At 73.0% G+C, this 25,354-nt stretch carries 24 protein-coding genes and 1 pseudogene; 12 read left to right on the top strand and 13 right to left on the bottom strand.

Going from position 1 to position 25,354, the window contains the following annotated elements:
* Window positions 1-13 precede the first annotated feature (13 nt).
* Genes JIG36_RS11995 through JIG36_RS11980 form a run of 4 tightly spaced genes read right to left on the bottom strand, consistent with a single transcriptional unit; the run spans window position 14 to window position 5,439 of the window.
* On the bottom strand, window positions 14-1,090 hold the full coding sequence (locus tag JIG36_RS11995; protein WP_203376180.1) for a CaiB/BaiF CoA transferase family protein: 1,077 nt from the start codon (window positions 1,088-1,090) through the stop codon (window positions 14-16).
* A complete protein-coding gene (locus JIG36_RS11990; protein WP_203376179.1) occupies window positions 1,087-3,081 on the bottom strand; it encodes a 3-hydroxyacyl-CoA dehydrogenase NAD-binding domain-containing protein in 1,995 nt (664 codons plus the stop codon). Before JIG36_RS11990 ends, JIG36_RS11995 begins: the two co-directional genes overlap by 4 nt.
* Entirely contained in the window at window positions 3,081-4,286 is a 1,206-nt protein-coding gene (locus tag JIG36_RS11985) for an acetyl-CoA C-acetyltransferase (protein ID WP_203376178.1), read from the bottom strand. Before JIG36_RS11985 ends, JIG36_RS11990 begins: the two co-directional genes overlap by 1 nt.
* Window positions 4,276-5,439 carry an acyl-CoA dehydrogenase family protein gene (locus JIG36_RS11980; RefSeq protein WP_203376177.1) on the bottom strand — a complete coding sequence of 388 codons (1,164 nt, stop codon included), beginning with the start codon at window positions 5,437-5,439 and terminating at the stop codon, window positions 4,276-4,278. The genes JIG36_RS11985 and JIG36_RS11980 overlap by 11 nt, the downstream gene beginning before the upstream one ends.
* A 60-nt stretch (window positions 5,440-5,499) precedes the next feature.
* Here JIG36_RS11980 and JIG36_RS11975 point away from each other — a divergent pair, with 60 nt between their 5' ends.
* From JIG36_RS11975 to JIG36_RS11955, 5 genes are all read left to right on the top strand, one after another.
* Window positions 5,500-6,099 (top strand): TetR/AcrR family transcriptional regulator, encoded by a 600-nt coding sequence (locus JIG36_RS11975; RefSeq protein ID WP_203376176.1) that lies wholly within the window; start codon window positions 5,500-5,502, stop codon window positions 6,097-6,099.
* Between the two features lie 122 nt (window positions 6,100-6,221).
* The gene (locus JIG36_RS11970) at window positions 6,222-7,271 is read left to right on the top strand and encodes a S8 family peptidase (protein WP_203376175.1); all 1,050 of its coding nucleotides are present in this window, start codon (window positions 6,222-6,224) and stop codon (window positions 7,269-7,271) included.
* The gene (locus JIG36_RS11965) at window positions 7,261-7,824 is read left to right on the top strand and encodes an RNA polymerase sigma factor (protein WP_236046660.1); all 564 of its coding nucleotides are present in this window, start codon (window positions 7,261-7,263) and stop codon (window positions 7,822-7,824) included. The genes JIG36_RS11970 and JIG36_RS11965 overlap by 11 nt, the downstream gene beginning before the upstream one ends.
* Window positions 7,824-8,270, top strand: coding sequence for a carboxypeptidase regulatory-like domain-containing protein (locus tag JIG36_RS11960; RefSeq protein ID WP_203376173.1), 447 nt, complete (start codon window positions 7,824-7,826; stop codon window positions 8,268-8,270). Before JIG36_RS11965 ends, JIG36_RS11960 begins: the two co-directional genes overlap by 1 nt.
* Window positions 8,271-8,338: 68 nt before the next feature.
* Entirely contained in the window at window positions 8,339-11,038 is a 2,700-nt protein-coding gene (locus tag JIG36_RS11955) for a CHAT domain-containing protein (RefSeq protein ID WP_203376172.1), read from the top strand.
* A gap of 2 nt (window positions 11,039-11,040) precedes the next feature.
* Here the strand turns inward: JIG36_RS11955 and JIG36_RS11950 are convergent, their stop codons facing one another.
* The gene (locus tag JIG36_RS11950) at window positions 11,041-12,183 is read right to left on the bottom strand and encodes a methyl-accepting chemotaxis protein (RefSeq protein ID WP_203376171.1); all 1,143 of its coding nucleotides are present in this window, start codon (window positions 12,181-12,183) and stop codon (window positions 11,041-11,043) included.
* 90 nt (window positions 12,184-12,273) lie between these two features.
* Here JIG36_RS11950 and JIG36_RS11945 point away from each other — a divergent pair, with 90 nt between their 5' ends.
* The gene (locus JIG36_RS11945; RefSeq protein ID WP_203376170.1) at window positions 12,274-12,723 is read left to right on the top strand and encodes a hypothetical protein; all 450 of its coding nucleotides are present in this window, start codon (window positions 12,274-12,276) and stop codon (window positions 12,721-12,723) included.
* On the top strand, window positions 12,720-14,837 hold the full coding sequence (locus tag JIG36_RS11940) for a M48 family metalloprotease (protein ID WP_203376169.1): 2,118 nt from the start codon (window positions 12,720-12,722) through the stop codon (window positions 14,835-14,837). The genes JIG36_RS11945 and JIG36_RS11940 overlap by 4 nt, the downstream gene beginning before the upstream one ends.
* Here JIG36_RS11940 and JIG36_RS11935 read toward each other — a convergent pair.
* The 5 genes from JIG36_RS11935 to JIG36_RS11915 all read right to left on the bottom strand — a co-directional run bounded on the left by JIG36_RS11935 (window position 14,797) and on the right by JIG36_RS11915 (window position 18,728).
* Complete coding sequence (locus JIG36_RS11935) at window positions 14,797-15,939, bottom strand: RNA polymerase sigma factor (RefSeq protein ID WP_203376168.1); 1,143 nt, start codon at window positions 15,937-15,939, stop codon at window positions 14,797-14,799. The two genes, JIG36_RS11940 and JIG36_RS11935, sit on opposite strands and share 41 nt — an antisense overlap.
* Window positions 15,936-16,343, bottom strand: coding sequence for a YciI family protein (locus JIG36_RS11930; RefSeq protein ID WP_203376167.1), 408 nt, complete (start codon window positions 16,341-16,343; stop codon window positions 15,936-15,938). The genes JIG36_RS11935 and JIG36_RS11930 overlap by 4 nt, the downstream gene beginning before the upstream one ends.
* Before the next feature lie 16 nt (window positions 16,344-16,359).
* Window positions 16,360-16,857, bottom strand: a complete 498-nt coding sequence (locus tag JIG36_RS11925) for a pyridoxamine 5'-phosphate oxidase family protein (RefSeq protein ID WP_203376166.1) — start codon at window positions 16,855-16,857, stop codon at window positions 16,360-16,362.
* A 91-nt stretch (window positions 16,858-16,948) separates the two neighbouring features.
* On the bottom strand, window positions 16,949-17,971 hold the full coding sequence (locus JIG36_RS11920; protein WP_203376165.1) for a sialidase family protein: 1,023 nt from the start codon (window positions 17,969-17,971) through the stop codon (window positions 16,949-16,951).
* A gap of 4 nt (window positions 17,972-17,975) precedes the next feature.
* Window positions 17,976-18,728: a Rossmann-fold NAD(P)-binding domain-containing protein gene (locus tag JIG36_RS11915; RefSeq protein WP_203376164.1), complete on the bottom strand. Its 753-nt coding sequence runs from the start codon at window positions 18,726-18,728 to the stop codon at window positions 17,976-17,978.
* A 46-nt stretch (window positions 18,729-18,774) separates the two neighbouring features.
* Between JIG36_RS11915 and JIG36_RS11910 the strand changes: the two genes are divergently transcribed.
* The 3 genes and pseudogenes from JIG36_RS11910 to JIG36_RS11900 all read left to right on the top strand — a co-directional run.
* Window positions 18,775-19,125 (top strand): winged helix-turn-helix transcriptional regulator, encoded by a 351-nt coding sequence (locus JIG36_RS11910; protein ID WP_203376163.1) that lies wholly within the window; start codon window positions 18,775-18,777, stop codon window positions 19,123-19,125.
* Between the two features lie 82 nt (window positions 19,126-19,207).
* Window positions 19,208-19,366 (top strand): hypothetical protein, encoded by a 159-nt coding sequence (locus JIG36_RS11905; RefSeq protein ID WP_236046655.1) that lies wholly within the window; start codon window positions 19,208-19,210, stop codon window positions 19,364-19,366.
* Between the two features lie 10 nt (window positions 19,367-19,376).
* Window positions 19,377-19,715, top strand: a pseudogene (locus JIG36_RS11900) (ADP-ribosylation/crystallin J1); the annotation flags it as partial.
* A 413-nt stretch (window positions 19,716-20,128) separates the two neighbouring features.
* On the opposite strand, the gene JIG36_RS11895 reads toward JIG36_RS11900, so the two are convergent.
* Together JIG36_RS11895 and glnII are read right to left on the bottom strand one after the other, a co-directional pair.
* Window positions 20,129-20,902 (bottom strand): N-formylglutamate amidohydrolase, encoded by a 774-nt coding sequence (locus JIG36_RS11895; protein ID WP_203376162.1) that lies wholly within the window; start codon window positions 20,900-20,902, stop codon window positions 20,129-20,131.
* A 6-nt stretch (window positions 20,903-20,908) separates the two neighbouring features.
* Window positions 20,909-21,919 (bottom strand): glutamine synthetase, encoded by a 1,011-nt coding sequence (glnII, locus tag JIG36_RS11890; RefSeq protein ID WP_203376161.1) that lies wholly within the window; start codon window positions 21,917-21,919, stop codon window positions 20,909-20,911.
* A 189-nt stretch (window positions 21,920-22,108) separates the two neighbouring features.
* Here glnII and JIG36_RS11885 point away from each other — a divergent pair, with 189 nt between their 5' ends.
* Window positions 22,109-23,731 (top strand): methyl-accepting chemotaxis protein, encoded by a 1,623-nt coding sequence (locus JIG36_RS11885; RefSeq protein ID WP_203376676.1) that lies wholly within the window; start codon window positions 22,109-22,111, stop codon window positions 23,729-23,731.
* A gap of 4 nt (window positions 23,732-23,735) precedes the next feature.
* Here the strand turns inward: JIG36_RS11885 and JIG36_RS11880 are convergent, their stop codons facing one another.
* Entirely contained in the window at window positions 23,736-24,236 is a 501-nt protein-coding gene (locus JIG36_RS11880) for a DUF4142 domain-containing protein (protein WP_203376160.1), read from the bottom strand.
* Window positions 24,237-24,330: 94 nt separating this feature from the next.
* On the opposite strand from JIG36_RS11880, the gene JIG36_RS11875 reads away from it, so the two are divergent.
* On the top strand, window positions 24,331-25,347 hold the full coding sequence (locus JIG36_RS11875; RefSeq protein WP_203376159.1) for an LLM class flavin-dependent oxidoreductase: 1,017 nt from the start codon (window positions 24,331-24,333) through the stop codon (window positions 25,345-25,347).
* Window positions 25,348-25,354 lie beyond the last annotated feature (7 nt).

Genomic DNA, 25,354 nt, shown 5'->3' with positions numbered 1-25,354 from the left:
GACGGGTCAGGGGTTACTTGAGAGTCCAACCATCCAGCACCTGGGTGACGGTCGCCTCAGCCGGGGGTTGTGGATCTTTGGCGGGCGTACGGCCGAAGCGTGGCGCCGGGGCGGGCTGGGTGAGCCCGGACACGTCGACGAAGGCCCGGCGCTCCCGGTTGTGCGGGTGGGCGGGCGCCTCGGCGGGGGTGAGCACGGGCGCGACACAGGCGTCGAGCCCCGCGAAGATCGACGTCCACTCGTCCCGGGTGCGGGTGCGGAAACGCGCTTCGAAGGTGCTCCGGAGGACCGGCCACCCCGTTTCCTCGTACGGGGAAGGAAGCTCTTGATCCCCGAGCCCGAGCCCGGTCAGCAGCGCCTGGTAGAACGCGGGCTCGATGGCCCCGACCGCCATGAAACCGCCGTCGGAGGTCTCGTACGTGTCGTAGAAGGGCGCCCCGCCGTCGAGCATGTTCGCGCCGCGCCCGCCGTGCCACAGGCCGCTGTCGATCAGGCCGTGCAGGAATGTCGTGAGCAGCGCCGACCCGTCGACCATGGCCGCGTCGACCACCTGTCCCCGCCCGGACCGTGACCGTTCGACCAGGGCCGCGAGCACCCCGACGGCCAGCAGCATCCCGCCGCCGGCGAAGTCCCCGAGCAGGTTGAGCGGCGCGTGCGGGCGTTCCCCGGCCCGGCCCAGCGGTTCCAGGGCTCCGGCCAGCGCGATGTAGTCGATGTCGTGGCCGGCCCGCGCGGCGAGGGGTCCCTCCTGCCCCCAGCCGGTCATCCGCGCGTACACCAGGCCGGGGTTCCGCTCGAAGCACACCGCGGGGCCGAACCCGAGACGCTCGGCGACGCCGGGCCGGTAGCCCTCGACCAGCACGTCGGCCCGCTCGGTCAGGCTCAGCAGCTCCCCGACGCCGGCGGGAGTCTTGAGGTCGATGGTGACCGTGCGGCGGTTGCGGTCGAGCGGTCCCGGCGGCATCCCCGAGCCGCCGGGACGATCCACCCGCACCACGTCGGCGCCGAGGTCGGCCAGCATCATGCAGCCGAACGGCCCGGGGGCCAGGCCGGCCAGCTCGACCACGCGGATGCCGGAGAGCGCGGTCATACGGGTGCGAACCGGTCGCCGTAGCGGGCCGCCAGCTCGGCCGCCCGCCCGCGGAAGTCGTCGTGCTGGTCGGCGAACCGCAGCACCCCGCCGGTCCAGGCCGGATAGCCGATGCCGAGGATCGAGCCGATGTTGCCGTCCTCGGCGGTGCGCAGCACACCCTCGGCCAGGCAGCGCTGCGCGTCGAGCGCCTCGGCGAACAGGAACCGGTCCCGCAGATCCGCCAGGGGCACCGAGCGGCCTTCCGGCGTGGCCAGAGACACCAGGCCGTCCCAGAGTCCGGTGCGTTTCTCTTCCCCGTACGCGTAAAAACCGCGCCCGGACGAGCGGCCCGGACGGTCGTGCTTGTCGACCATCGCGTCGACCAGTTCGTGCGACGGCAGCCGCTCGTACGAGTCGGACGCGGCCTCGAACTGGCGGCGGATCCGCTGCACCAGCGTCAGGCTGACCTCGTCGGCCAGGGCCAGGGGACCGGTCGGGTAGCCGGCCTGCAGCGCCGCGTGCTCGATCGAGGGCGCCGGCACCCCTTCGGCCAGCATGCCGATCGCCTCGTCGATGAACGTGCCGATGACCCGGCTGGTGAAGAAGCCGCGCCCGTCGTTGACCACGATCGGTGTCTTGCCGATGCGCCGCCCCAGGTCGAACGCGCGCGCCACGGCCGCGTCCGAGGTCCGGGCGCCGACCACGATCTCGAGCAGCGGCATCTTGCCCACCGGTGAGAAGAAGTGCATGCCGATGAAGTCGCCCGGCCGGGACACACCCTCGGCCAGACCGGTGATCGGCAGCGTCGACGTGTTCGAGGCGAGCAGCGCATCCGGCGCGACCACCGGCAGCACCTCGGCGAACACGTCCCGCTTGAGGGCCGGGTCTTCGAACACGGCCTCGATCACCACGTCGCAGCCGGCCAGGTCGGCCACGTCGGCGGTGGTGGTGATGCCGGGACCGGCGGCCCGGGCCGCGAGTTCGGGCGTGACGTCCTTGACCACGACCGGCAGGCCGGCCTTGGCGCAGGCCTGGGCGATGCCGGCGCCCATCATGCCCGCGCCCAGCACCGCCACCCGCGTCGCCGGCGGCACCTCGACCGCCGGGCGGGCCAGGCCGCCGTTGACCGCGCGCATGTCGAAGAACAGCGCCCCGATCATGTTCTTGGCGATCCGGCCGGTGAGCAGCGTGATCAGGTGGCGGGTCTCGATCACCTGGGCCGTCTCGAAATCGACCTGCGCGCCCTCGACGGCGGTGGCCAGGATCTTCTCGGGTGCGGGCAGCGAGGCGCCCTTGAGCTGTTTGCGCAGGGTGGCCGGATAGGCCGGGAGCTGGGCCGCGGGCAGGCCGCCGGGGATCCGGTAGCCCTCGCGGTCCCAGGGCTGGGCGGCGTCGGGGTTGGCCAGGATCCACTCGCGGGCCTGGGTCAGCATCTCGGCCGGGGTGGAGGCGAGCGCGTCGACCAAGCCGTGGGCGAGGGCGTCGGCCGGGCGGTAACGGCGGCCGGTGAGCAGCCAGGTGGTCAGCGCCGGGGCGAGGCCGAGCATCCGGACCGTACGGGTCACCCCGCCCGCGCCGGGCAGCAGGCCGAGCGTCACCTCGGGGAAGCCGAGCCGGGTGCCGGGGGTGTCGAGCGCGATCCGGTGGTGGCAGGCGAGCGCCACCTCCAGGCCTCCGCCGAGCGCGGCGCCGTTGATCGCAGCGACGACCGGACGCCCGTACGTCTCGAGGCGCCGGAAGTCCCCTTTGATCGTGCTGAGCAGCTTGAACAGGGCGGGGGCGTCCTCGGGCGTGGCCCGGGCCATCGAGGGCAGGTCGCCGCCGGCGAAGAACGTCTTCTTGGCGCTGGTCACGATCACGCCGGTCACGGTGTCGCGCTCGGCGTGCAGCCGGTCGACGGCGGCCGACATGGCGGCCACATACGTCGCGTTCATGGTGTTGGCCGACTGGCCGGGGTCGTCCAGGGTGAGCGTGACGATGCCGTCGTCGTCCCGGGAATAGGTGATCATCACAGCCTCTCGAGGACGGTCGCGACGCCCATGCCGCCGCCGATGCACAGGGTGACCACGGCCCGCCGCTGGTCGCGCCGTTCCAGCTCGTCGAGCGCGGTGCCGAGCAGCATCGCCCCGGTCGCGCCGAGCGGGTGGCCGAGCGCGATCGCGCCGCCGTTGACGTTGACCGTCTCGGGGTCAAGTTCGAGGTCGCGGATGTATTTGAGGACGACCGCGGCGAACGCCTCGTTGATCTCGAACAGGTCGATGTCGCCGACCGTCAGACCGGCCGCGGCCAGGGCCTTGCGGGTGGCCGGGGCCGGGCCGGTGAGCATCAGCGTGGGGTCGGCCCCGGTGACGGCGGCGCCAGCGATGCGGGCGCGCGGGGTCAGGCCCAGCTCCCGGCCCACGCTCTCGGAACCGATCAGCACCACCCCGGCGCCGTCGACGATCCCGGACGAGTTCCCGGCGTGGTGCACGTGGTCGAGACGTTCGAGCCAGTGGAACTTGCGCAGGGCGACGGCGTCGAAGAAGTCCGTACGGGCGAAGGAGGGTTTGAGCTTGCCGAGGCCCTCGACCGTGGTGTCGGGCCGGGGATGCTCGTCGGCGGTGAGGATGTCGAGCCCGTTGGCGTCGCGGACCGGCACGATCGAGCGGCTGAAGTGCCCACCGGCCCACGCCTTGGCCGCCCGGTCCTGCGACTGCACCGCGTAGGTGTCGACGTCGAGCCGGGAGAAGCCCTCGAGGGTGGCGATCAGATCGGCGCTGATGCCCTGGGGCACGAAGTCGGTGGCGAACGACGTCTCGGGGTCGAGGAACCAGGCGCCGCCGTCGGAGCCCATCGGGTTGCGCGACATCGACTCCACGCCACCGGCCACGATCAGGTGTTCCCAGCCCGAGCGGATGCGGGCGGCGGCCTGGTTGACCGCTTCCAGCCCGGACCCGCAGAAGCGGTTGAGCTGCACCCCGGCCACCGTGTCGGGCAGCCCGGCCAGCAGCGCGGCGGCCCGGGACAGGTCGCCGCCCTGTTCGCCGATCGGGCTGACGATGCCGAGCACGAGGTCGTCGATGCGGGCCGGGTCGAGCCCCGGCAGCCGTTCCCGCAGCGCGCCGAGCAGGCCGGTGACCAGCGAGATCGGCTTCACCCCGTGCAGGGCGCCGTTCTCTTTGCCACGCCCGCGCGGGGTGCGCACCGCGTCGTAGACGAAGGCCTCAGAGGACACGGGCGATCAGCTCCTTCATGATCTCGTTGGTGCCGCCGTAGATCTTCTGGACGCGAGCGTCGGCGTACATCCGCGCGATCGGATACTCCGTGGTGTACCCGTAGCCGCCGAAGATCTGCAAGCACCGGTCGACCACCTCGCACTGCCCCTCGGTGAGCCACGCCTTGGCCATCGCGGCGGTGGCGACGTCCAGCTCACCGCGGGCGTGCCGGGTGATGCAGTCGTCGAGGAAGACGCGCGACACCCGGGTGCGGGTGGCGCATTCGGCGAGCACCATCCGCGTGTTCTGGTGCCCGATCAGCGGCTTGCCGAAGGCGGTCCGTTCCTTCGCGTACGCCGTGGTCAGCTCGACCGCCCGCTGCATCGCGGCCACCGCGCCGACGCCGATGACGAGGCGTTCCTGGGGGAGTTGCCGCATCATCTGCAGGAAGCCCGACCCCTCGCTCTCCAGCAGATTCGACGCGGGTACCCGGAAGTCGTCGAAGAACAGCTCGGCGGTGTCGTTCGAGTGCAGGCCGATCTTCTCGAGCAGCCTCCCGCGGCGGAACCCAGGGGAGTCGTCGCCCAGCTCGCAGACGATCAGGCTGATCCCGGCCGCCCGCTGCGACGGGTCGGTCTTGACGGCCAGGATGAGCAGGTCGGCCAGGCCCCCGTTGGTGATGAAGGTCTTGGAACCGGTGATCAGGTAGTCGTCGCCGTCGCGGACCGCCCGGGTGCGGATCTCCTGCAGGTCGGAGCCGCCGCTGGGCTCGGTCATGCCGATCGCGCCCACGAGGTCGCCCGAGCAGAGTCCGGGCAGCCACCGCCGTTTCTGCTCCTCGGTTCCGTACGCCACCAGGTAGCCGGTCACGATGCCGCTGTGCACCGCCAGGCCCAGGCTGCCCTCGCCCACCGCGGCCTGCTCGTGCAGCAGCACCGCCTCGTGGGTGAAGTCGCCGCCCCCGCCGCCGTACTCCTCGGGCACGCTGAGACCGAGCAGCCCGAGCGCGCCGGCCTGCCGGTAGTGGTCGCGGTCGGGGTGGCCCTGCTGTTCGAGGCGTGCCGTGTGCGGCAGCACCTCCTTGGTGAAGAAGGTGCGGGCCAGCTCGGCGAGGTCGTCGTGTTCGGGCTTCAACCACGCCGGGGTGTACCCGTCCAGTCCGGGGGTGGGCATGGCCCTACCTTTTCGCCTTGTTGGCACGGTGTCAACAAGCGATGGCCTAAGGTCATTTGGATGAGTGTGGAGGCGGGTCAGCGGCGCCGGCTGGAACCGGACGCGCGGCGTGAGCAGATCCTGTCCGTCGCCGTGCGGCTGTTCGGTGAGCGGGGCTACGCCGACGTGTCGACGACCGACGTCGCGCGCGCGGCCGGTGTGGCCCGGGGGCTGGTCAACCACTACTTCGGCACGAAGAAGGACCTCTATCTCGACGTCATCCGGGTGATGCTCACCGTGCCCGAGGTGGCGATCGCCGGCCTGCCCGACGGTGACCTGCCGACCCGCATCGACGCCATCGTGAGCTGGTTCCTCGACGTGGTCTCCCGGCACAGCCGCTCGTGGCTGGCCGCGATCACGGCCGGCGGCATGGGCGGCGACGCCGACATCGACCGGGTGATCGCCGAAGCCATCGACGCCGCCGCCGACTCGGTGCTGACGGCGGTGGGCCTCACCGGCTCGGGGCCGGCGCAGCACGCGATGGCACGCTCCTATGTGGGCCTGGCCGTTTCGACCGCCCGCGAATGGCTGCAACGCGGCGTGCTCACCCGTGCCCAGGTGCACCGCCTGCTCGCCGCCACCCTGCTGACCATGGTGGAGCAGGTCTTCACCGACGCTTAGCGGGGGTCCGATCCTCCGTTCGGACGGCTGTGTTCCGAGCCCGGGCTCGCCACGATGAGGTATCTGCGCGCTTCACGCGGACCCATCACCGGTGCCCATCCCTCTGCACAGCGGAGTCAGACATGGAAGCGGAACGGTACAGCGCGGACGTCCTCACCTTCGGCGGCGACCTCACGGCCGCGAAGGTCGAGGAACTGAACGACTTTCTGGACACCCGGGGCCACAAGAGCCCCCTCGTATACACCGGGCGCCGTGCCGGCGGCCGCGCCGTGGTCGAGGTCCGCGACGGCAACGCGACCGACATCCACGAGACGCTGGACAACGAGCGACCCGGGGCCGGCTCCCGCCCCGATCCGAAGTATCTCGGCGGAACCTTCAAACTCATGGGCCGCCACTGGGGTCACGGCACCTCATGGTCCGAGCTGCCCGACATCCCGGCCGACATGAAACCGCCGCCCTTCCGTCTGACCAAGCCCCAGGGCAACCTGCGCCGCCCGGTGGTCGCCCTGCTCGACAGCGGGGTGCACGACGACCACGAGGTGCTGGCCTCCGAGCCGGACGACCCGTTCGTGCTGCTCCCCGAGAACCTGCATGCCACCCACCGCTGGGAGGGCCGGGTCATGGAGGTCCACTCGGGTGACGTATCCGCGGCCGGCCACGGCACCTTCATCGCCGGCCTGATCCGGATGGCCGCCCCCAGCGCCCAGGTCCTCTCCCTGCGGGTCATGGACGACGAGGGCCGGGTCGAGGAACACAACATCATCGAGGCCCTCGAGTGGCTGGCGAGCTACTACGACCCCCGGGAACGGCCGGTCGACGTCGTCTGCATGGCCTTCGGCCGCGAGGACCACCCCGTCGACAACGTCATCCCGCTCCGCAAGGCCCTCGAACCTCTGGCCGACCTGGGTATCGCGCTGGTCGCCTCGGCCGGCAACGACCACCAGACGGAATCGATGATCTATCCGGCCGCGTTCGAGTTCGTCACCGGTCTCGGCGCCGGCTTCGGCCGCTACCACGCCGACTTCAGCAACTACGGCGACTGGGTCGACCGCTACCGCGACGGCGTCGACGTGATCGGGCCCATGCCCGGCGGCAAGTGGGCCAGGTGGAGCGGCACCTCGTTCTCGGCCGCCAACTTCGCCGGTGACCTGGCCCGCCCCCATGTCCGCTGACGTCCGTCTGGGCGCCCTGCTCGAACGGGCCCGCGACGGCGACCGGGAATCGTTGCGCGAACTCGTGCACGAGCTCAACCCGGTGCTCTGGCGCGTGGCCCGCGGGCAGGGACTGTCCGCCGAGGACGCCGCCGACGTGGTGCAGACGACCTGGCTGGAGCTGCTGCGACGGCTCCACGAGATCCGCACGCCGCGCGCGGTGACGGCCTGGCTGATCACCGCCACCCGGCGCGAGTCGTGGCACCGGCAGCAGCGCGGCCGCCGCGACGTTCCCGACTCCGAGGCGGTGCTCGACACCGCGGTCGACCCCGGCCCGCCCCCGGACGACCGGCTGCTCACCGACGAGCGCGACACCGTGCTGTGGCGGCACTTCAACCGGCTCTCCGAGCGCTGCCGTGAACTGCTCAGCATCGTGGCCGAGGTGCACCGCCCCGACTACTCGGCGATCGCCTCGGCGCTGGGCATGCCGCACGGCAGCATCGGACCGACCCGCGGCCGCTGCCTCGAGAAACTGCGCGGGATGCTGGTGGCCGACCCGAAGTGGGGTGCGTGATGAGCGACCCCGTGGACGCCGAGATTCTCGAGCGCATCGCCCGGTGGGACCGGCCGCCGCCCGACCTGGACGAGCGGGTGCTGTTCGCGATCGAGCTCGACCAGGTCGACGCCGAGGTGGCCCGGCTGACCGAGACCGCGTACGCCGGTTCGGGGGCCCGGGCGGCCGAGCGCACCCGCACGATCACGTTCGAGGCCGACAGCCGTACGGTCATGATCACCGTGGTCGAGCGGCCCGACAACCTGGTCCGGATCGACGGCTGGCTCGCCCCCGGCGCTGCCCTGCGGGTCGAGCTGCGGCTGCCCGAACCGGCCGCCTCCCGCACGGTCACCGCCGACCGGGCCGGCCGGTTCGTCTTCGACGAGGTCCCCCACGGGCTGGCCCAGCTGCTGGTGGAGGCGCAGAACGGCGGCGGCCGGGTGGTGACGCCATCGCTGGTGCTCTGACCGGACGGGCGGGCGAGCTGTTCGCCGCGGGCCTGGCCGCCAGCGACGACGGCCGGCCCGCCCTGGCCGTGCGCCGGTTGCGGGCCGCCCTGCGGCTGACCGGCGCCGGTGACCCGGCCGCCCGGGGACGGGTGCTAGTCACCCTGGCCTGGGCCGAGGCCGAGCGCGGCCGGGTCGACCTGGGCCACCGGCTGCTCGACCAGGCCGAAGAGCTCACGCCCGAGGCCGGGCGCCCGGTGCTGCACGCCCAGCGGGCGGCGCTGTTCAACCGGAACGGCCGGGCCGACCTGGCCATGCCGTGGTTCGACCGGGCCATCGCCGGGCTGTCCGAACGCGACGACCCCCTTGACCTGGCCAAGGTGCTCAACAACCGCGGCATGCTGCACCTGGAATCGGGTCGCGCCGGCCCGGCCCGCGACGACATGACCCGGGCGCTGCGCCTGTGCCGCCGCCACGGCATCGAGGTCGGGACGGCCCTGCTCGAGGTCAATCTGGCCTGCCTGGACGTGGTGCGTGGTGACCTGCCGTCCGCGCTCGGCGGGTTCGCGGCGGCCCGCGTCACCTACGAGCGGGTGGTTCCGGGCCGGTTGCCGACGCTCGCCGTCGAGCGGGCGCGGGCCCTGGTCGCGGCCGGGCTGTTCCAGGCGGCCGACGCCGAACTGGCGTTCGCCGTCGAGCAGGGCCGTTCCCAGGGGCAGGACAACACCGTCGCCGAGGCGCTGCACGTGCGGGCCGAGGCGGCCCTGCTCGCCGGGCGGTCCGCGGCGGCCGCGGGATGGGCCGAACAGGCCCGTACGGCGTTCGTGCGGCGCGGCAATCCCCGTCGCGCGGCGCTGGCCGCCCTGCTGGGGCTGCGCGCTTCACCGCCGTCGAAGCAGGTCGCCACCCGGGCCCGCCGGCTCGCGACCGAGCTGCGCCGGCTCGGCCTGGCCGAGGACGCCCGGGTGGCCCTGCTGACCGCCTCCCGTGTGATCCCGGGGCCGGCACCGGCGTCCCGCTTGATCCCTGGGCCGGCGCCCGCCTCCCCTTTGACCCCGGGGCCGGCGCCCGCCTCCCCTTTGACCCCGGGGCCGGCGCCCGCCTCCCCTTTGACCCCGGGGCCGGCGCCCGCGTTCCGCTTGACCCCGGGGCTGACGGTCGGCGCCGGGCGGCACGACCGGCTCGACACGCGGCTGCTGCGCCGCCTGGTCCGCGCGGAACAGGCCCGTGCCGCCGGGCGGCCCGCCGAGGCCGGGCGCGAGCTGGCGGCCGGCATGGCGGCCCTGCACCGGCACCGGGCCCGGTTCGGCTGCCTCGACCTGCAGACCGGCGCCTCGGCGCATGGGCACGACCTCGCGGCGGCCGGGCTGGCCGCCGCACTGGAGAGCGGTTCGCCGGCCGCCGTGCACCGCTGGTCGGAACGGTCCCGAGCCCAGGCGCTGCTGCTGCCCCCGGCCCGGCCCCCGGACGATCCCGCCGTCGCGGCCGCCCTGGAAGACCTGCGGCAGACCCGGTCCGCGCTGCGGGCGGCGGAGTTGGAGGGCCGCTCGGCGGGGTCGCTGCGCGGACGGGCCGAGACGCTGGAACGGCAGATCCGGGAGAGCGCCTGGTCGCAGCGGGGCGTGGGCTCGGGCGGGCCGGTGCTGGCCTCGCTGGCGGCCGTGCGCGCCGGGCTGGGCGGGGCGGCCCTGGTGGCGTACGTGCGCAACCGCGACCGCCTCGAAGCGCTGGTGATCACCGCGAGCCGTGCGACCGTGACGCCCGTGGGGGAGTGGACGATGGCCGAAGAGGCGGTTTTGCGGCTGCGGGCCGACCTGGACACCGCGGCCGGGCGAGCGCTGCCGAAACGCCTGGCCGTCGCGGTCGCCGAGGCCACCCGCCGCGACGCGGAGGCCCTTGAAGCCGCCGTGCTCGGGCCGATCTCCGCCCTCATCGGCGACCGCGACCTCGTGGTGGTGCCGACCGGCGTGCTGATGACCGCGCCCTGGGCCGCCCTGCCCGCCTGTGCCGGCCGCCCGGTGACGGTCGCACCCTCGGCCACGGCCTGGCTGTCCCGTCGACCCGCCGCCGGCTCCGTGCTCATGGCCGGGCCCGGCAACGAGTGGGCGGACGCCACCCACCGCGAGGGGGAGCAGGTTCGCGTCGAGCTCAGCCGTCGACCCGCCGCCGGCCCCGTGCTGGTGGCCGGTCCCGGCAACGAGTCCCGCCGGCGCGGCGACGGCCCCGTGCTGGTGGCTGGGCCCGGCAACGAGTCCCGCCGGCGCTTCGACGGCCCGACCGTGCTGGTGGCCGGGCCCGGTAACGACCGCGGCGCCGACGAGATCGCCGACATCGCGGCCCTGTACCCGCAGGCCGTCGTGCTCACCGGTGACCGGGCCGGACCCGCGGCGACCCTGGCCGCGCTCGACGGCGCCGGGCTGGCCCACCTCGCCGCCCACGGGCGCCACGAGGCCGAGAACGCGCTGTTCTCGGCGCTGGAACTGGCCGGCGGGCCGGTCCTCGGCTATGACCTGCAACGCCTCGGACGGGCACCCGGCCTGGTCGTGCTGTCGAGCTGCGAGCTCGGGCTGAGCGAGGTGCGGCCGGGCGACGAGACGTTCGGGATGGCCTCGGCGCTGCTGGCCGCCGGCACCGCGACCGTGGTGGCCAGCGTGGCCCGGGTCGCCGACGAGCAGGCCCTCGACGTGATGGCCGGCTTCCATCGGGCTCTCGCCGCCGGAAACACGGCCGCCGCGGCGCTGGCGGGCGCCGCGGCGGGAACCGCGTTCGTGTGTCTGGGTGGTTCGTAGCGTCAGCTGGCGGCCAGGGCCGAGGTCACGTGGGCCTCGATCTGGCGCTGGGCCTGCGCGTCGACCGCGGTCAGCTTCAGGCCGAGCTCGCGGCCGTCCGAGCGGTCGGAGCGCCGCATCACGTCGCCGCCGACGCTGAACGTCGAGCCGGACAGGGTGACCTCGACGGTGACCCGGTCGCCGACCGACACCCCCGCGTTCGCCGGGAGCAGGCAGCCCAGGCCGTCCGAGCTGAGGTCGACCAGCTGACCGCCGACCGGGGACCGCCCGGAGACCGTCACCCGGACCGGCCCGGTCGCGGCCATCCGCTCGTTGCGGCGCCGCTCGAGCCGCTCGGCGACCTCGGACAGGTCCTGGATCTCGGCCATGGTGGCGTCGACGGTGCTGTTGAGCCGCTCGACGATCTCGTGCTGGTTGTCGGCGATGCCGCCCAGCGAACCCATCGCCGCCTCGATCTCGCCGACCCCGCCGACGATCGCGGTGAGCGTGCCGCCCATCTGCGCGACGTCCGTCTCGAGGGTCGAGATGGTGGCGGCGATCTGCTCGGTCGACTCGGCCGTGGTGTTGGCGAGGTTCTTCACCTCGGCCGCGACCACCGCGAACCCCTTGCCGGCGGCGCCGGCCCGGGCCGCTTCGATGGTGGCGTTCAGGGCCAGCATCCGGGTCTGGGCCGCGATCTCACGGATCACGCCGGCGACCCCGGCCACCTGATGCAGGCTGTCGTTGAGCGCGGTGGCCGCCTGGTCGGCCGAGCGGGCCCGGCTGACCATCACCGCCGCCGCCTCGCTGGTGACCGAGACCCGGCTGTGGGTGGCGTTGGCCGCCTCCCGGGCCGCGTGCACCTGCTCGACCACGTCCTGCAGGCGCTCGGTGATGACCGCGCCCGACTCGTCGATCGCCTCGCGGGCCCGCCGGCGCAGCCGGTGGTTGTTCTTGCGCTGTTCCTGCTGCGCGTCGAACAGGCGGTTCTCGCGTTCGGTCAGCAACTCCTCGATCTCCCGTTGCCGTTCGTCGGCGAGGGCGGTCAGGGTGGTGCGAACCTCCTCGATCTCCCGCAGGCCGGCCTTCTTCTGCCGAGCGGAGCCGAGCCGGTACGCCACCACGGCGGCGGCCACGACGGCCAGAGCAACCCAGAGCGCTGTCACGGCCGCAAGTATCGGCTCCCGGTACGCCCAGTTGAGGGGTCGTCTTGTGCCGCCGACCATAATCATCAGTGTCGACTGTGGAGGGATGCCGTGCAGGAACACTGGGGCGAGGTCCGGGCCGTCGGTGAGGTCGTGGTCCGCGAGTCCTACCCGCAGGAACTGGAGGATTTCGACGCTGCGGCCGAGTGGTTCCGCACCGCTTCGCCGCCGGCCCGCACGTTCCGGCCGCCGGTCGGCATGGGGGTGGAGTTCGCGTCGATCGTCCCGATCGTCCTGTCCGCGGTGTCACTGCTGGCGACCGCCGTGGCCACTGCGGCCGGTGAGGAGCTGACCAGGGCGACCCGCGAGAAGCTGGCCGCTGCGTTCCGCCGTCGCCGCGAGCTGGGACCCGCTCCCGCCTTCCTCACCCCGGAACAGGAGCGGGAGGTGTACCGACTGATCCGCTCGCGGGCGGCCGGGCCGCTCGACGACGAGGAGGCGCGACGGCTGGCCGAGGCGGTGATCGGCGCCCTGCGCCTGCGCGGGCCGGACGGGTCGTGACCGCGGCGGCGGTGCGGCGCCCGCCCTCGGCCACCCGCGGCCGTTATTTGCTGATCATGGTGTTGTTGCTGCTCGGCGGAGCCCTCGCGGGCCAGCTGACCCATCACCTGACCGTGGGGCTGAACTGGCGGGATGTGACGGAAGCGTGCTTCCGCGACGCCTACAGCCGGTGGCCCGCCGCCGAGGACGCGTTGCGGCGGGCCCCGGTCATCAACGCCTGCCGGGCGGGCGTGGAGCACCGGTTCGCCCTCTTCGCGGCCGGCGGCGCCCTGCTGATGCTCGCGGGGGCGGCCTTCTTCGCCTGGCTGCTGCCCCGCGTGCTGCTCCTGCGTCTCGGGCCCCGCCGTCCGGCGCCGTTCGAGGGGTGGGCCGCGCAGCTCGGGGTCCGCCGGGCGCCCGAGGTCGAGTTCGGTCCGTGGGGTCTTCGAGAGCCCTTCACCGTACGGGCGTGGGGCGCGACCCGGGTCGTGCTGCCGCCCGGCGTCCGTCGTCTGCCCGCCGCTCACCTCGACGCTGTGCTGCGCCACGAGACCGCCCACGTGGCCGCGGGGGACGTGACGCTGGTGTGGCTGACGCGCGGCCTGTTGTGGGCGTTGCCGCTGGTGATGCTGGTGCCGCCGGTCCTGGCCGGGTTCGACGACGGCGGTTTCTGGCTCCGGTACGGCCTGCGGGCCGCCCTGCTCGGGGCAGCGGCCTACCTGCTGGCCCGTGCGGTGATGCGCGACCGGGAACTGGAGGCCGACCGGCATGCCGCCTTGGCCGGGTCGTCCGACGCCCTGATCGAGCTGCTGGGCGCGGCCCGTGGCGGTCGCCGGCACCTCCTGTCGATGCACCCGTCGCCGGCCGAGCGGGTGGCGGCCCTGCGCGAACCCGGGAGGCTGCTCGGCATGCCCGCCTCCGTGGCGGCGGTGGCCGGGGCGCTCGCCGTGAACATCTGGTCGGCCGGCGCCGGGATCGGGCTCTCGGCCTTCCTCGGTACGCCCCTGGAGCCGTACCCGCAGCTGGTGGCCGGTCTGTTCGCCGGTGCGCTGCTCGCCGCCACGTGGGGCCTCGCGGTCTGGCGGCGGCCGCCGCGAGCCGTCACGTCGGGCCCTGGGGTCGGGCGGCGGCCGCCGCGAGCCGTTACGTCGGGCCCCGTGCTCGGGCGGCGGCTGCCGCGAGCCGTCACGTCGGGCCTTGGAATCGGGCGGCGACCGCCGTGGGCCGGTGCCACGCTGGGCCTGCTGCTCGGGGTCGCGGCCGGGCTGCTGGTCAACCTCGACCCGCGGACCCTGGCCGGCGACTGGCGGATCGACTGGTGGGCCGTCCTCTACGTGCCGGTCGCGGTAGCCGGAGCCGCCGGATGTGTCCTGGCCCTGGCCACGATCCGGGCGCCGCGTTGGTGGCCGGCCGGGTTCGTCCTGGGCGCGGCGGTGTTCGCCGGGGCGCTCTGGATCGGCGCCGGCCTGGCCGTCCAGCAGCCGGTCGCCGTCGCGGCCACGGACCGGCCTGCCCTCGTCGCCGTTCTGTGGACAGCCGGGTTCGGCAGCGCCTGGCTGACCGCCGCGCCGATCGCCCTGCTGGCCCTGGCCGTGTTCACCTTCTCGCGGACCGCCCTTCTCGGAGGCCTCGTCGTGGGTCTGGTCGCTGTGGTTGGACGCTGGCTGGTCCCGCTGCCGGCCCTGGACGCCTACGGGGAGGCCCAACGCGACTGGTGGGCCGCCGCGCTGGCCGGTTTCGCGGTCGTCGTGGTGATGCTCGTGTGGCGGGGCGCGTCCGGGTTGGCCGCCGCCCTGGTGGCCGCCCCCGCCGCGGCTCTGACGGTCAGCGCCGGGGTGCTGCTGCGCTACATGACGGATTGGGACGAGCCTCTCGCGGCGGCCCGGGTCTACCTCACCCGCCCGCTGACGATGGTGGCCGTACTGATCCTCGCGGTGGGCGCGGCGGCCGGCCTGCTGCCCTCACGCCCGGGTCGGGGGCCGCGCTCACGCCCGGGCCGAGGGCCGCGCCGGAAAGACTGGTTTGCCTGGCCCCGGTTGAGGCGGTACCGCCTCGCTCGAGCCGCTGATGAGACGGGTCGGCCGGGGAGCGGGGTCATCGGGGAAGCCGGCGTACCCGGGCCGCCTCCCGGGTGAGGTGGTCGCGTTCGGGCACGCTCGTGGCCGCCTGCGCCGCCTCCACGTAGAGCTCGGCCGCCCGGTCGAGCTCGCCCGCCCGCTCCAACAGGTAGGCCTGGACCGCGGCGTACCGGGGCACTCCGGGGTCGACCTGGCCCAACTCGGCCAGCCCGGCCCGCGGCCCGTCGGCCTCGCCGACCGCGACCGCGCGGTTGAGCCGCACCACCGGGCTGCCGGTGATCCTCAGCAGCTCGTCGTACCACTCGACGATCTGCACCCAGTCGGTCTCGGCCGTGCTGGGTGCGTCGGCGTGCAAGGCGGCGACGGCGGCCTGGGCCTGGTATTCGCCGAGCCGGTCGCGGGCCAGCGCGGCCTGCAGGATCGCGACCCCCTCGGCGATCATCGTGGTGTCCCAGCGCGACCTGTCCTGCTCGGCCAGCGGCACCAGCCGGCCACCCGGCCCGGTGCGCGAGGCCCGGCGGGCGTGGTGCAGCAGCATCAGCGCGAGCAGGCCCGCGACCTCGGGTTCGGGCGTCGAGGCGGCGAGCTGCCGGGTCAGGCGTACGGCCTCGGCGGCCAGGTCGACGTCCCCGCCGTAGCCCTCGTTGAACACCAGGTAGAGCACCCGCAGCACGGTGCCGAGATCACCGGGCCGGTCGAGCGGCTGCCCGGTGATCTGCCGCTTGGCCCGGCTGATCCGCTGGGCCATGGTCGCCTCGGGAACCAGGTAGGCGGTGGCGATCTGCCGGGTCGTCAGGCCGCCGACCGCCCGCAGGGTCAGGGCCACGGCCGAACCGGGGGAGAGCGACGGGTGCGCGCAGAGGAAGTAGAGCCACAGCGAGTCGTCGCTCGCCGCGGCCGGCCCCGATGGCGGTTCGGCCTCCACCACCCGCTCCCGGTCCCGGCGGGACGACTCGGACCGCGTGGCGTCGAGGAACTTGTGCCACGCGGCCGCGATCAGCCACCCCTTGGGGTCGCGCGGAGGGTCTTCCGGCCACGACTCCAGGGCCCGGATCAGGGCCTCCTGCACGGCGTCCTCGGCGGCGGCGAAGTCGGCGCCGCGCCGCACGAGGACGCCGATCACGGCGGGGACGAGCTCGCGCAGCAGCGCTTCGTTCACTCGGTGACCGTCGGCGCTGCGGTCATGAACGGCCGCAGCTCCAGCCACTCCTGGATCGGGACGCCGCCCGCGCCCGGCGCCGCCGACAGCTCGGCCGCCAGTTCCAGCGCCCGCTCGTACGTGTCGACGTCGATGATCATCCAGCCGGCGATCAGATCCTTGGTCTCGGCGAACGGGCCGTCGGTGACCGGGGGCCGGCCCTCGCCGCCGGAGCGGACGAACGTGCCCTGTGGGGAGAGCACCTGACTGTCGACGAACTCGCCGGTGGCCTCGAGCTTGGCCGCGAAGTCGTCCATGTACTGCACGTGGGCGGTGACCTCGGCCGGCGTCCACCGGTCCATCGGCACGTCGTTGGGCGGGACCGGGCCGCCGCGGTAGTGCTTGAGAAGCAGGTACTTGGCCATCGTCGTCTCCTCCGGCTCAGGCGTTCTGGCGCTCGGCCCGCGCGCGGACCAGTTCCTCGACGGCGGACGGCAGCGTGGTCTCGAAGTCGATCAGCTTGACCCAGGTCGGGGTGATCACGATGCGGACCATGCCGTCGTACAGGGACCGCACCTCGGCCTCCCACTCGACCCGCTGTTCCTCGGTCATCGTGTAGGTGCCGTTCATCTGCAGATATTCGGCGGGGATGCCGTCGACGTCGTCGAGCTCGGCCGTCCCGCGGATGAGCAGGATCTTGGGTGGGTGCACCTCGGTGTCGATGGTCAGCGCGACCGCGGGGTTGTGGCGCAGCGAGGGCAGCTTGGGCGAGTTGCGGGTGGTGCAGAGGACGATCTGCGAGCCGTTCCAGGTGAACGCGATCGGGATGCTGCGGGGTGTGCCGTCCTTGGCCACGTAGGCCAGCCGGGTCAGGTCGCGGCCCAGCAGCTCCTGGCTGATCGGGCGGTTCAGGATCTCGGTGATCTCGTGCTGTTCCACTTCTGGCGCTCCTGGTGTCGATGTCGTCGGGCCGGTTGCACCCCGGGGACGGAGCCGGCCCGGCGTTCTCGACATCCGCGGCGGAACTTTTTCAGACCGGGTAGTCGGCCGGTGTCGTGAACACCCCGACGACCGTCGCCTCCCGCACGTCGAAGCTGAGCGTGAGGAACCGGCCCGGTTCGACCTCGACACTCGACGGGTTCGCCTGGTCGGGGTGGCCCGAGTCGTAGAGCTGCACGTCGGGGTAGCCGTCCCAGGTCTTCGCGGGGTCGCGCACCAACCGGCCCACGGTGTCGCGGTGCTCCGAGAAACGCTTCGAGAGATCCCCGTACGTGATCAGGACCTCCCCGGTGCTCAACGGCAGCGCGTGGTGGGAGGACGCGGGCATGTCGGTCGGCTGGGCCTCGGTCCACGTGTGCCCGCCGTCGACCGAGCGGCACACGTACGCCTGGTCGACCGTGGTGCGGATCAGCGCGACGACCTCGCCGTCCTCCAGCACGGTCAGGGTCGGCTCCTGGTAGTGCACGTTCTCGCCCTCGGCCAGCAGCACCTCGCTCCCGGCGGGCCAGCTGCGCCCGCCGTCCGTGCTGCGCACGACCGTGGCGCGTTGCCACTTCTGGCCGGGCAGACGACCGTACAGGGGAAGCAGGATGTCACCGCCGGGCAGCTCGGCCGCACCGCCGTGGGAGGCCGCCCACGTCGGCACCGCGGGCGTGTAACGGCCCCCGTCGTCGATCATGGCCGTGCCCACCGGGACCGGCTCGCTCCACGTGCGACCGCCGTCGGTGCTGCGGTGCGTGAACGTGCCGTGCGTGGTGTGCAGTGGCGTCGAGCTCCAGTCGATGACGAAATAGCTGAGCAGCACGGTCCCGTCGGCCAGGCGGGCCAGTTTCGGGTCGCGGTCGTCGAACTCCCCGTCGACCGCCACCCACGGCTCCGACCACGTCTGCCCGCCGTCGGTGCTCTCGACCAGGCTGATCCGCCCGTCGGACCGGACGTGGCCCGCACCCTCGCGGTAGGTGGCCAGCAGCCGGCCGTCGAGCAGGCGGACGATGTCGGGAAAGTGCGCGAGGCGACCGGCCTCGGCGCGGGCCACGGTGAACGGCGTCGGCACGCTTCTACCCCCAATGTTCGGCTCCGGCCCTATCTAACCGCTCCGCGAGACGGCGGGCCGACCCCGGGTCGAACCCGGGCCCGTCCACCGGCACCGGCCGGCCGCGCCGGAACGCGGTGAGCCCCGCCGGCAGCGGCCGGTCGAGCAGCCGTTCCAGCCGTTCCGCGGCGGCGCCGGGCTTCTCACCCAGCAGCGCGGCGGTCCGGCCCACGACCGTACGCCATGGTTGGCGCAGATAGCGGTGCATGCCGCTGTCGACCAGCAGGGGATTCCACAGCACGTAGCGGACGTCGCGGTCCGGATGCCGGTCGGCGAACCCGGCGCCGAGCAGGTCGAGGGCCCGCGCACCCTGCATGGTGGCCCGCGTCAGCGAGTACCGGCGTTCCAGCTGCAGGTCGTCCCAGTTCAGCCGCCCGAACGGGAGGCCGCCGACCCCGCACAGACTGAGGACAGTGCCACCCCGCATGCGCGGAACCAGCCGTTCCACCAGCAGATGCCGGCTCAGCACCGAGATCGCGAAGCTCTGCTCCAGGCCGTCGGCGGTGACGACGCGGCGCTGGTCGAACCGCCCGGCCGCCAGCACCAGCACGTCGATCCGCCCCGGCAGCCGCTCCGCCAGCTCGACAGTCTGCCGGGGCGACGACAGGTCGGCGTCGGCGCTGCCCAGCGCCACCACCCGGTCGCCCCGCCGCCGCAGCCGGGCCGCCAGGGCGCCGCCGATTCCCCGTGTCCCACCCGTGATCACCACTGTGCGCATGCCTCATGCTGGAGCGACCCGACGGCCGCCGAAAGAAGGCACATCGATGTCACCCCTGCTGCCCCTGCCCGTGACCGCGGCCGACCGCGATTCCTGCGCGGCCACCGACATCCTGCGGCGCGTCGGCGAGAAGTGGAGCGTGCTGATCCTGGCGTTGCTGGCCGAGCGCCCGTACGGCTTCAACGAACTGGACCGCACGGTCGAGCCGGTGAGCCGCCGCATCCTGACCCGTACGCTGCGCACGCTGGAGGCCGACGGCCTGATCAGCCGGTCCGAGACCCCCGAGCGGGTGCGGTACGCCCTGACCCCGCTCGGCCGCTCGCTGCTCCCGCTGATCGTGGCGCTGGGCGAGTGGGCGGCCGAGCACGCCGACGAGATCGGGGCGGCCCGCGCCTGACCTGGCCCCTCTGCCGCCCGCCGCCGCGCTGCTGCTGGACGACCTGGACGCCCCGCCGCGGCTCCGCGCCCACCTGCGGGCCGTGCACGACGTCGCCGTCTCGATCGTGGACTGGCTGGCCGCGGTTTCGGGGCGTGAGCCGTGGGAAGTCTTCCTCGACCTGGACGACCACCTGACGGCGCTGGCCGACACGGCCGACGAGCGGCTGGCTTTCCAGAACAGCCACCCCATCCACGGCTAGGATCAGGAACATCGACACTGTGACGCTCTGGCGGCCCACCGGGCAGGCCGAACTCGACCTCGTATCCGCCTCGGGCTGGCGGGCCTGGCCGCCCCGGCTCGCCGACCAGCCGATCTTCTATCCGGTGCTCAACCGGTGGTACGCCACGAAGATCGCCCGCGAGTGGAACGTGCCCGCCGAGGGCGTCGGCTATGTGACCCGCTTCGAGGTCGAACGCTCCTACCTCGACCGTTACCCGGTGCAGCAGGCCGGCGGTGACAGCGTGCTCGAATACTGGATCCCGGCCGAGGAACTGGACGAGTTCAACCGCCACCTCACCGGCGCGATCACCCAGGAGGCCGAGTTCCGCGGCCCGGTCGGCGACGACGAGTTCGCCGAGGCCGAGGCTGCCCTGGGCCACCCGCTGCCGGCCGCCTGGCGGGCCTATCTGCAGGGCCCGGCGTGGCTGCGGCGGGGCTGGCTGGAGAAGAGCGGCAGCCAGGTCTGGCTCCACTCGCCCCGCGAGATGCTGGAGATCCACGACGCCTGGCGCGACGCGACCGCCGCCCACCCGGGCATCGCCATCATCGGCGGCGACGGTTCCCGCGAGCAGCTGGTGCTCGACCTGCGCAAGGACCCGGCGCCCGTCATGCTGGCCGACGTCTCCAGCGAGAGCTGGGAGACCACGTTCCGCCAGGCCGCCGACGCCGGTGAGCTGGTCGAGCGGATCGAGGCGGGCACGTTCGCCTTCGACTTCGGCAGCGATTAGGCCGACGAAGCCGACTAGGCAGCATCCACCAGCGCGGCCAGTGCGTCCGCGATGTCGCCCAGACCCTCGTTCGGCGAGCCGCCGGGCTCGGTCATGTACGTGTCGCGGCGGATCTCCAGCATCAGGGCCGACACTGCGCGGTCCCGTCCGTACCAGGTGAGCGGGACGTAGGCGCCGGCGAACGGGGTGTTGACGGCGGCCGTGTAAGCGGCGAACGCACCCGTTGCAGTGTCCGTCAGGGACAGCGGCGTGTGGAACGCGTCCACGCCCAGGCAGAGCTCGGGACGCGGGCCGTCGGCGTGCAGCTCGTACGGCAACGCCTGCGTGGGATACGAGTGCACGTCCAGGATCACCGCCCGGCCCGTCGCGGCGAGGCGGTCGGCCACCAGGGTGGTCATTCCTTGCGCGTACGGATGGAAATGCTCCTCGACGAACGACGCGTCCCGCACGGGGTCGTCGTCGCGCAGGCGTCGCCGGGCGTAACCGTGGGTGTAGACGGCGCCCATCCCGCGCGAGCGCATCTCCTCGCGCTCGTCGGGGAAGCGTTCGGGGTCGACCACCAGGCGTGACAGGCCGTTGGCGAAGATCCACGGGCGTACGGCCGCCCGGTCCGCCGCCCGCAGGGCGATCAGGTCGGTGTGGGCGTCGGTCAGGTGGTCGAGCTCGTCGGTCAGCGCCGCCTCGTCGAGCAGCAGGCTGTCCCGGGCCTCGCCGGTGAGCTCCCGCGACGCGTGCGGCACGTGGAGGATCACCGGCGAGCCCGGGTCACCGGGCAGAACGTGGAACATGGACGCCTATTCGGCCAGGGCCGAGCACACCGTGTTGACGATGAGACGGGTGACGACGTACGGGTCGCAGTTGGCGTTGGGGCGGCGGTCCTCGATGTAGCCCTTGCCGTCCTTCTCGACCTGCCACGGGATGCGCACCGAGGCGCCGCGGTCGGAGACGCCGTAGCTGTACTTGCTCCACGGCGCGGTCTCGTGCATGCCGGTGAGCCGCTCGTCGATGCCGGCGCCGTACCCGGCGACGTGCTCCTCGAGCTTGCCCTCGGCGCCCATCGACTCGCAGGCCGTGATGATCGCCTTGTAGTCCTCGCGCATCGCCTTGGTGGAGAAGTTGGTGTGCGCGCCGGCGCCGTTCCAGTCGCCCTTGACCGGCTTGGGGTCGAGGGTCGCGGAGACGTTGTAGTCCTCGGCGACGCGGTAGAGCAGCCACCGGGCGATCCACAGCTCGTCGGCCACCTGCGGGGCCGCCACCGGGCCGATCTGGAACTCCCACTGACCGGGCATGACCTCGGCGTTGATGCCGGACAGGTGCAGGCCGGCCTCGAGGCACAGGTCCATGTGGGCCTCGACGATCGCGCGGCCGAAGACCTCGTCGGAGCCGACGCCGCAGTAGTAGCCGCCCTGCGGGGCCGGGTAGCCGCCGCCGATCGGGAAGCCGAGCGGGCGGCCGTCCTTGAAGAACGTGTACTCCTGCTCGATGCCGAAGATCGGTTCCTGGTCGGCGAACGTGGCCGCGACCTCGGCGCAGGCCGCCCGCGTGTTGGTCGGGTGCGGGGTGCCGTCGATCAGCAGGACCTCGCACATGACCAGCACGTTCTTGCCGCCGCGGATCGGGTCGGGGCAGACGAAGACCGGCTTGAGCACGCAGTCGGACTTGTCGCCGGGCGCCTGGTTGGTGCTGGAGCCGTCGAAGCCCCAGATGGGCAGCTCGGCGCCGTCCTCGACGATCTTGGTCTTGGACCGCAGCTTGGCGGTCGGCTGCGTGCCGTCGACCCAGATGTATTCAGCCTTGAACGGCAAAACGGGCTCCTCGGGAGTCAAAGGTGAAGGACCCGCGAAATGTTACCGACGGTTGATCATCCCGGACGCCTCCGCTCAGTGCGATCATCACCACGCTCCGCGTTAACACAGGGGAAACACTGGTGCGCCCGCAGGCATTTACGGGATTTCGCCCCGATCGGTGGATCACCACATAACGTCCGGGAGGTGATGCGCTTCCTCGGCAACATCGGCATCGGCCTACGCCTCGGTGGGGCGTTCACCGGCGTCTGCCTGTGCATGGTCGTCGCCCTCGGTATCGGCCTCTGGGGGCAGCACCGGTCGTCGGCGGCCACCGACGAGTTCGCCGCCGCCGATGACCTGCGCCGGCAGGCACTGGTCGCCAAGTTCCGCACCGCCGACCTCAACGGCTGGCAGAACGGCTACGCCTTCGACGTCGTGCGCGGCGTCACCGGCGCCAGTTCGGACACGGTGGGGCAGCGCAAGAACTTCGTGACCGCCAGCGAGGCATTCGAGTCGAGCATCGCCGGCCTGCGCGACAGCCACCTGCCGGCCGCCGCGGACACCGCGGTCGCCGCCGCCGATGAGGCGTACAAGCAGTACATGGCGGTCGACGACGAGGTCATCCGCCTCTTCCGGGCGGGCACGCCCAGCGCGGTCAAGCAGGCGGGGAACCTGGTGGCCGGCGAGTCGACCGAGCGGATGCGCGCCATGATCGCCGCGATCGACTCGTTGACCCAGCTCACCACCGACGACGCCACGGCGGCGAAGGCCGAGGCGACGTCGGCCGCGGACACCGCCCGCAACTTCATGATCGTGGCCGGTCTGCTCGCACTCGCGCTGGCCGCCCTGCTGGCGGTGCTGGTCACCCGGAGCATCACGGGGCCGCTGAGCGCGACGGTGGCGACCCTGCGTGCGGTGGCCGACAAGAATTTGGCCGTACGGGCCCCGGACGCCGGACGTGACGAGCTGAGCGTGATGGGCCGGGCCGTCAACAGCACGCTCGAGGTCCTGGTCAGCGCGTTCGGCCGGATCGGCGAGCACAGCCGCACGCTCTCCGGCGCCTCCAGCGAACTGAGCACCGCCTCGAACCGCATCGCCGAGGCCGCGGCCAGCGCCTCCGGCCGGTCCGGCCTGGTGGCGTCGTCGGCCGAGGAGGTCTCGCGCAGCGTGCAGACCGTGGCCGCCGGCACCGAGGAGATGAACGCCGCCATCCGCGAGATCTCGGGCAGCGCCAGCCAGGCGGCCGGGGTCGCGGCCAGCGGCGTGGACAGCGCCCGTGAGGCCGGCGAAACCATCGGTCAGCTCGGCCGTTCCAGCGCCGAGATCGGCGAGGTGGTCAAGCTGATCACCGCGATCGCCGAGCAGACCAACCTGCTCGCGCTGAACGCGACGATCGAGGCGGCCCGCGCCGGCGAGGCGGGCAAGGGATTCGCCGTGGTGGCCAGCGAGGTGAAGGATCTGGCCCAGGAGACCGCCAAGGCCACCGAGGACATCTCGGCCCGGGTGCAGGCCATCCAGCACGACACCACGGCCGCGATCAGCGCCATCGACCGCATCAGCGGCATCATCGGCCAGGTCAACGAGCACTCGACGACGATCGCGGCGGCGGTCGAGGAGCAGACCGCCACGACCGCCGAGATGAGCCGCAACATCGTCGAGGCGGCCACCGGGTCGGGCGAGATCGCCGAGAACGTGTCCGGCGTGGCCACTGCGGCTCAGGTGACCGCCGACGGGGTGGCCGAGGCGCAGCAGACGGCCGAGCGCCTCGAGGTGATGTCGCACGAGCTGCAGCAGATCGTCGACCAGTTCCAGCTCACGACACGCCCCTGATCTTCTAGGGCCGGCCGTAGCCGACCGTGTCGAGGGCGTGGTGGTGCGCGGCGATGACCGGCACGGCGGCCGCCGCCACCTGGCGGACCTGGACGTCGTCGCCGTGGTCGGCCTCCTGGCGGGCACCGGCCAGGGCCTTGGCGTGCCCGGCCATCTGCGTCGAGACATAGAGCGGGTCGAACAGGCTCGCGGGCGTGGCTTCGTAGCGGTTGCCGAGGGCCTGCTGCTCGGCGCTGGGCAGGTCGGGCAACCGGACCTGCAGCAGGGCCGCGACCCGGATCACCTCGGCGTCCATCGCCATGTGGTCCTGGATGAACCGCACGGCAACCGCCCGGATGTCCGGATCGGGCGATTTCCGGAGCGCGATCCGGTTGCCGGCGATCTCGGCCAGGTTGGTCTGGTGGGCGACGCGCAGGTACGCGGCGTCACGGGGCGCGGCCTGCGCGGCGGCGCCCGGAATCAAGGCTGCGGTCAGAGCCGAAGCCACCACAAGTGAACGGAACATATCGGTTCTTCCTCCTATATCGGATGCGGCTTACCCTCCGTACGGCCGGGTATGCCGGTGGAACAGCCCGAGTCCGGGGTGAGTTGGGGTGGGTGTGAAGAAGAAGATCGGTTTTTTGTCGTTCGGGCACTGGCGTGACGCCTCCGGGTCGCAGACCCGCAGCGCCGCCGACTCGCTGCTGCAGACCATCGAGCTGGCCGAGGCCGCCGAGGAGCTGGGCGTCGACGGCGCGTTCGTCCGGGTGCACCACTTCGAGCGCCAGCTCGCGTCACCGTTCCCGCTGCTGGCCGCGATCGGCGCCCGCACGAGCCGCATCGAGATCGGCACCGGCGTGATCGACATGCGCTACGAGAACCCGCTCTACATGGCCGAGGAGGCCGCCGCGGCCGACCTGATCAGCGGCGGCCGCCTGCAGCTGGGCGTGAGCCGGGGATCGCCGGAGACGGTGCTGCGCGGCGCCGAGGTCTTCGGCTACCAGCCGCCCGAGGGGCTGACCGCGGCCGACCTGGCCCGCTCCAAGACGGAGATCTTCCTGCAGGCGATCTCGGGTCAGGTGGTGGCCCGCACCGACCCGGCCCGCACCGGGGTCAGCGGCGGTCTGGCGATCCAGCCGCAGTCGCCCGGCCTGCGCGAGCGCATCTGGTGGGGCGCCGGCACCCGCGCCACGGCACAGTGGGCGGCCGGGCTCGGCGTGAACCTGCAGAGCTCGACCCTGCTGTCCGAGGACACGGGCGTGCCGTTCGACGAGCTGCAGGCCGAGCAGATCGCGCTCTTCCGGGCGGCCTGGAAAGAGGCCGGGCACACGCGGGAGCCGCGGGTCTCGGTGTCGCGCAGCGTCCTGCCGATCACCGAGGAGATCGACCGGATCTATTTCGGGAGCCAGGACCAGGGCGACCAGGTCGGGTTGCTCGAGGGGGTGCGGTCACGGTTCGGGCGGACGTACGCGGGTGAACCCGACCGGATCGCCGAGGAACTGGCGGCCGACGCCGCGGTCCGGGCCGCCGACACGATCCTGTTCACCGTGCCTAATCAGCTGGGCGTGGCGTACAACGCCCGGATTCTGGAAACGACCACCCGGCACATCGCGCCCTCGATCGGCTGGACGGCGTAACCTGACC

This window comes from Paractinoplanes ovalisporus, from assembly GCF_016834655.1.
Lineage (GTDB): Bacteria > Actinomycetota > Actinomycetes > Mycobacteriales > Micromonosporaceae > Actinoplanes > Actinoplanes ovalisporus.
This window is presented reverse-complemented; position numbering and strand designations above follow the sequence as displayed.

Bases quoted from the DNA above. Each gene is read 5' to 3' on its own strand.
- JIG36_RS11995 (WP_203376180.1), bottom strand. From the start codon at position 1,090: ATGACCGCGCTCTCCGGCATCCGCGTGGTCGAGCTGGCCGGCCTGGCC.
- JIG36_RS11990 (WP_203376179.1), bottom strand. From the start codon at position 3,081: ATGATCACCTATTCCCGGGACGACGACGGCATCGTCACGCTCACCCTG.
- JIG36_RS11980 (WP_203376177.1), bottom strand. From the start codon at position 5,439: ATGCCCACCCCCGGACTGGACGGGTACACCCCGGCGTGGTTGAAGCCC.
- JIG36_RS11975 (WP_203376176.1), top strand. From the start codon at position 5,500: ATGAGTGTGGAGGCGGGTCAGCGGCGCCGGCTGGAACCGGACGCGCGG.
- JIG36_RS11970 (WP_203376175.1), top strand. From the start codon at position 6,222: ATGGAAGCGGAACGGTACAGCGCGGACGTCCTCACCTTCGGCGGCGAC.
- JIG36_RS11965 (WP_236046660.1), top strand. From the start codon at position 7,261: ATGTCCGCTGACGTCCGTCTGGGCGCCCTGCTCGAACGGGCCCGCGAC.
- JIG36_RS11960 (WP_203376173.1), top strand. From the start codon at position 7,824: ATGAGCGACCCCGTGGACGCCGAGATTCTCGAGCGCATCGCCCGGTGG.
- JIG36_RS11930 (WP_203376167.1), bottom strand. From the start codon at position 16,343: ATGGCCAAGTACCTGCTTCTCAAGCACTACCGCGGCGGCCCGGTCCCG.
- JIG36_RS11915 (WP_203376164.1), bottom strand. From the start codon at position 18,728: ATGCGCACAGTGGTGATCACGGGTGGGACACGGGGAATCGGCGGCGCC.
- JIG36_RS11910 (WP_203376163.1), top strand. From the start codon at position 18,775: ATGTCACCCCTGCTGCCCCTGCCCGTGACCGCGGCCGACCGCGATTCC.
- JIG36_RS11895 (WP_203376162.1), bottom strand. From the start codon at position 20,902: ATGTTCCACGTTCTGCCCGGTGACCCGGGCTCGCCGGTGATCCTCCAC.
- JIG36_RS11885 (WP_203376676.1), top strand. From the start codon at position 22,109: ATGCGCTTCCTCGGCAACATCGGCATCGGCCTACGCCTCGGTGGGGCG.
- JIG36_RS11880 (WP_203376160.1), bottom strand. From the start codon at position 24,236: ATGTTCCGTTCACTTGTGGTGGCTTCGGCTCTGACCGCAGCCTTGATT.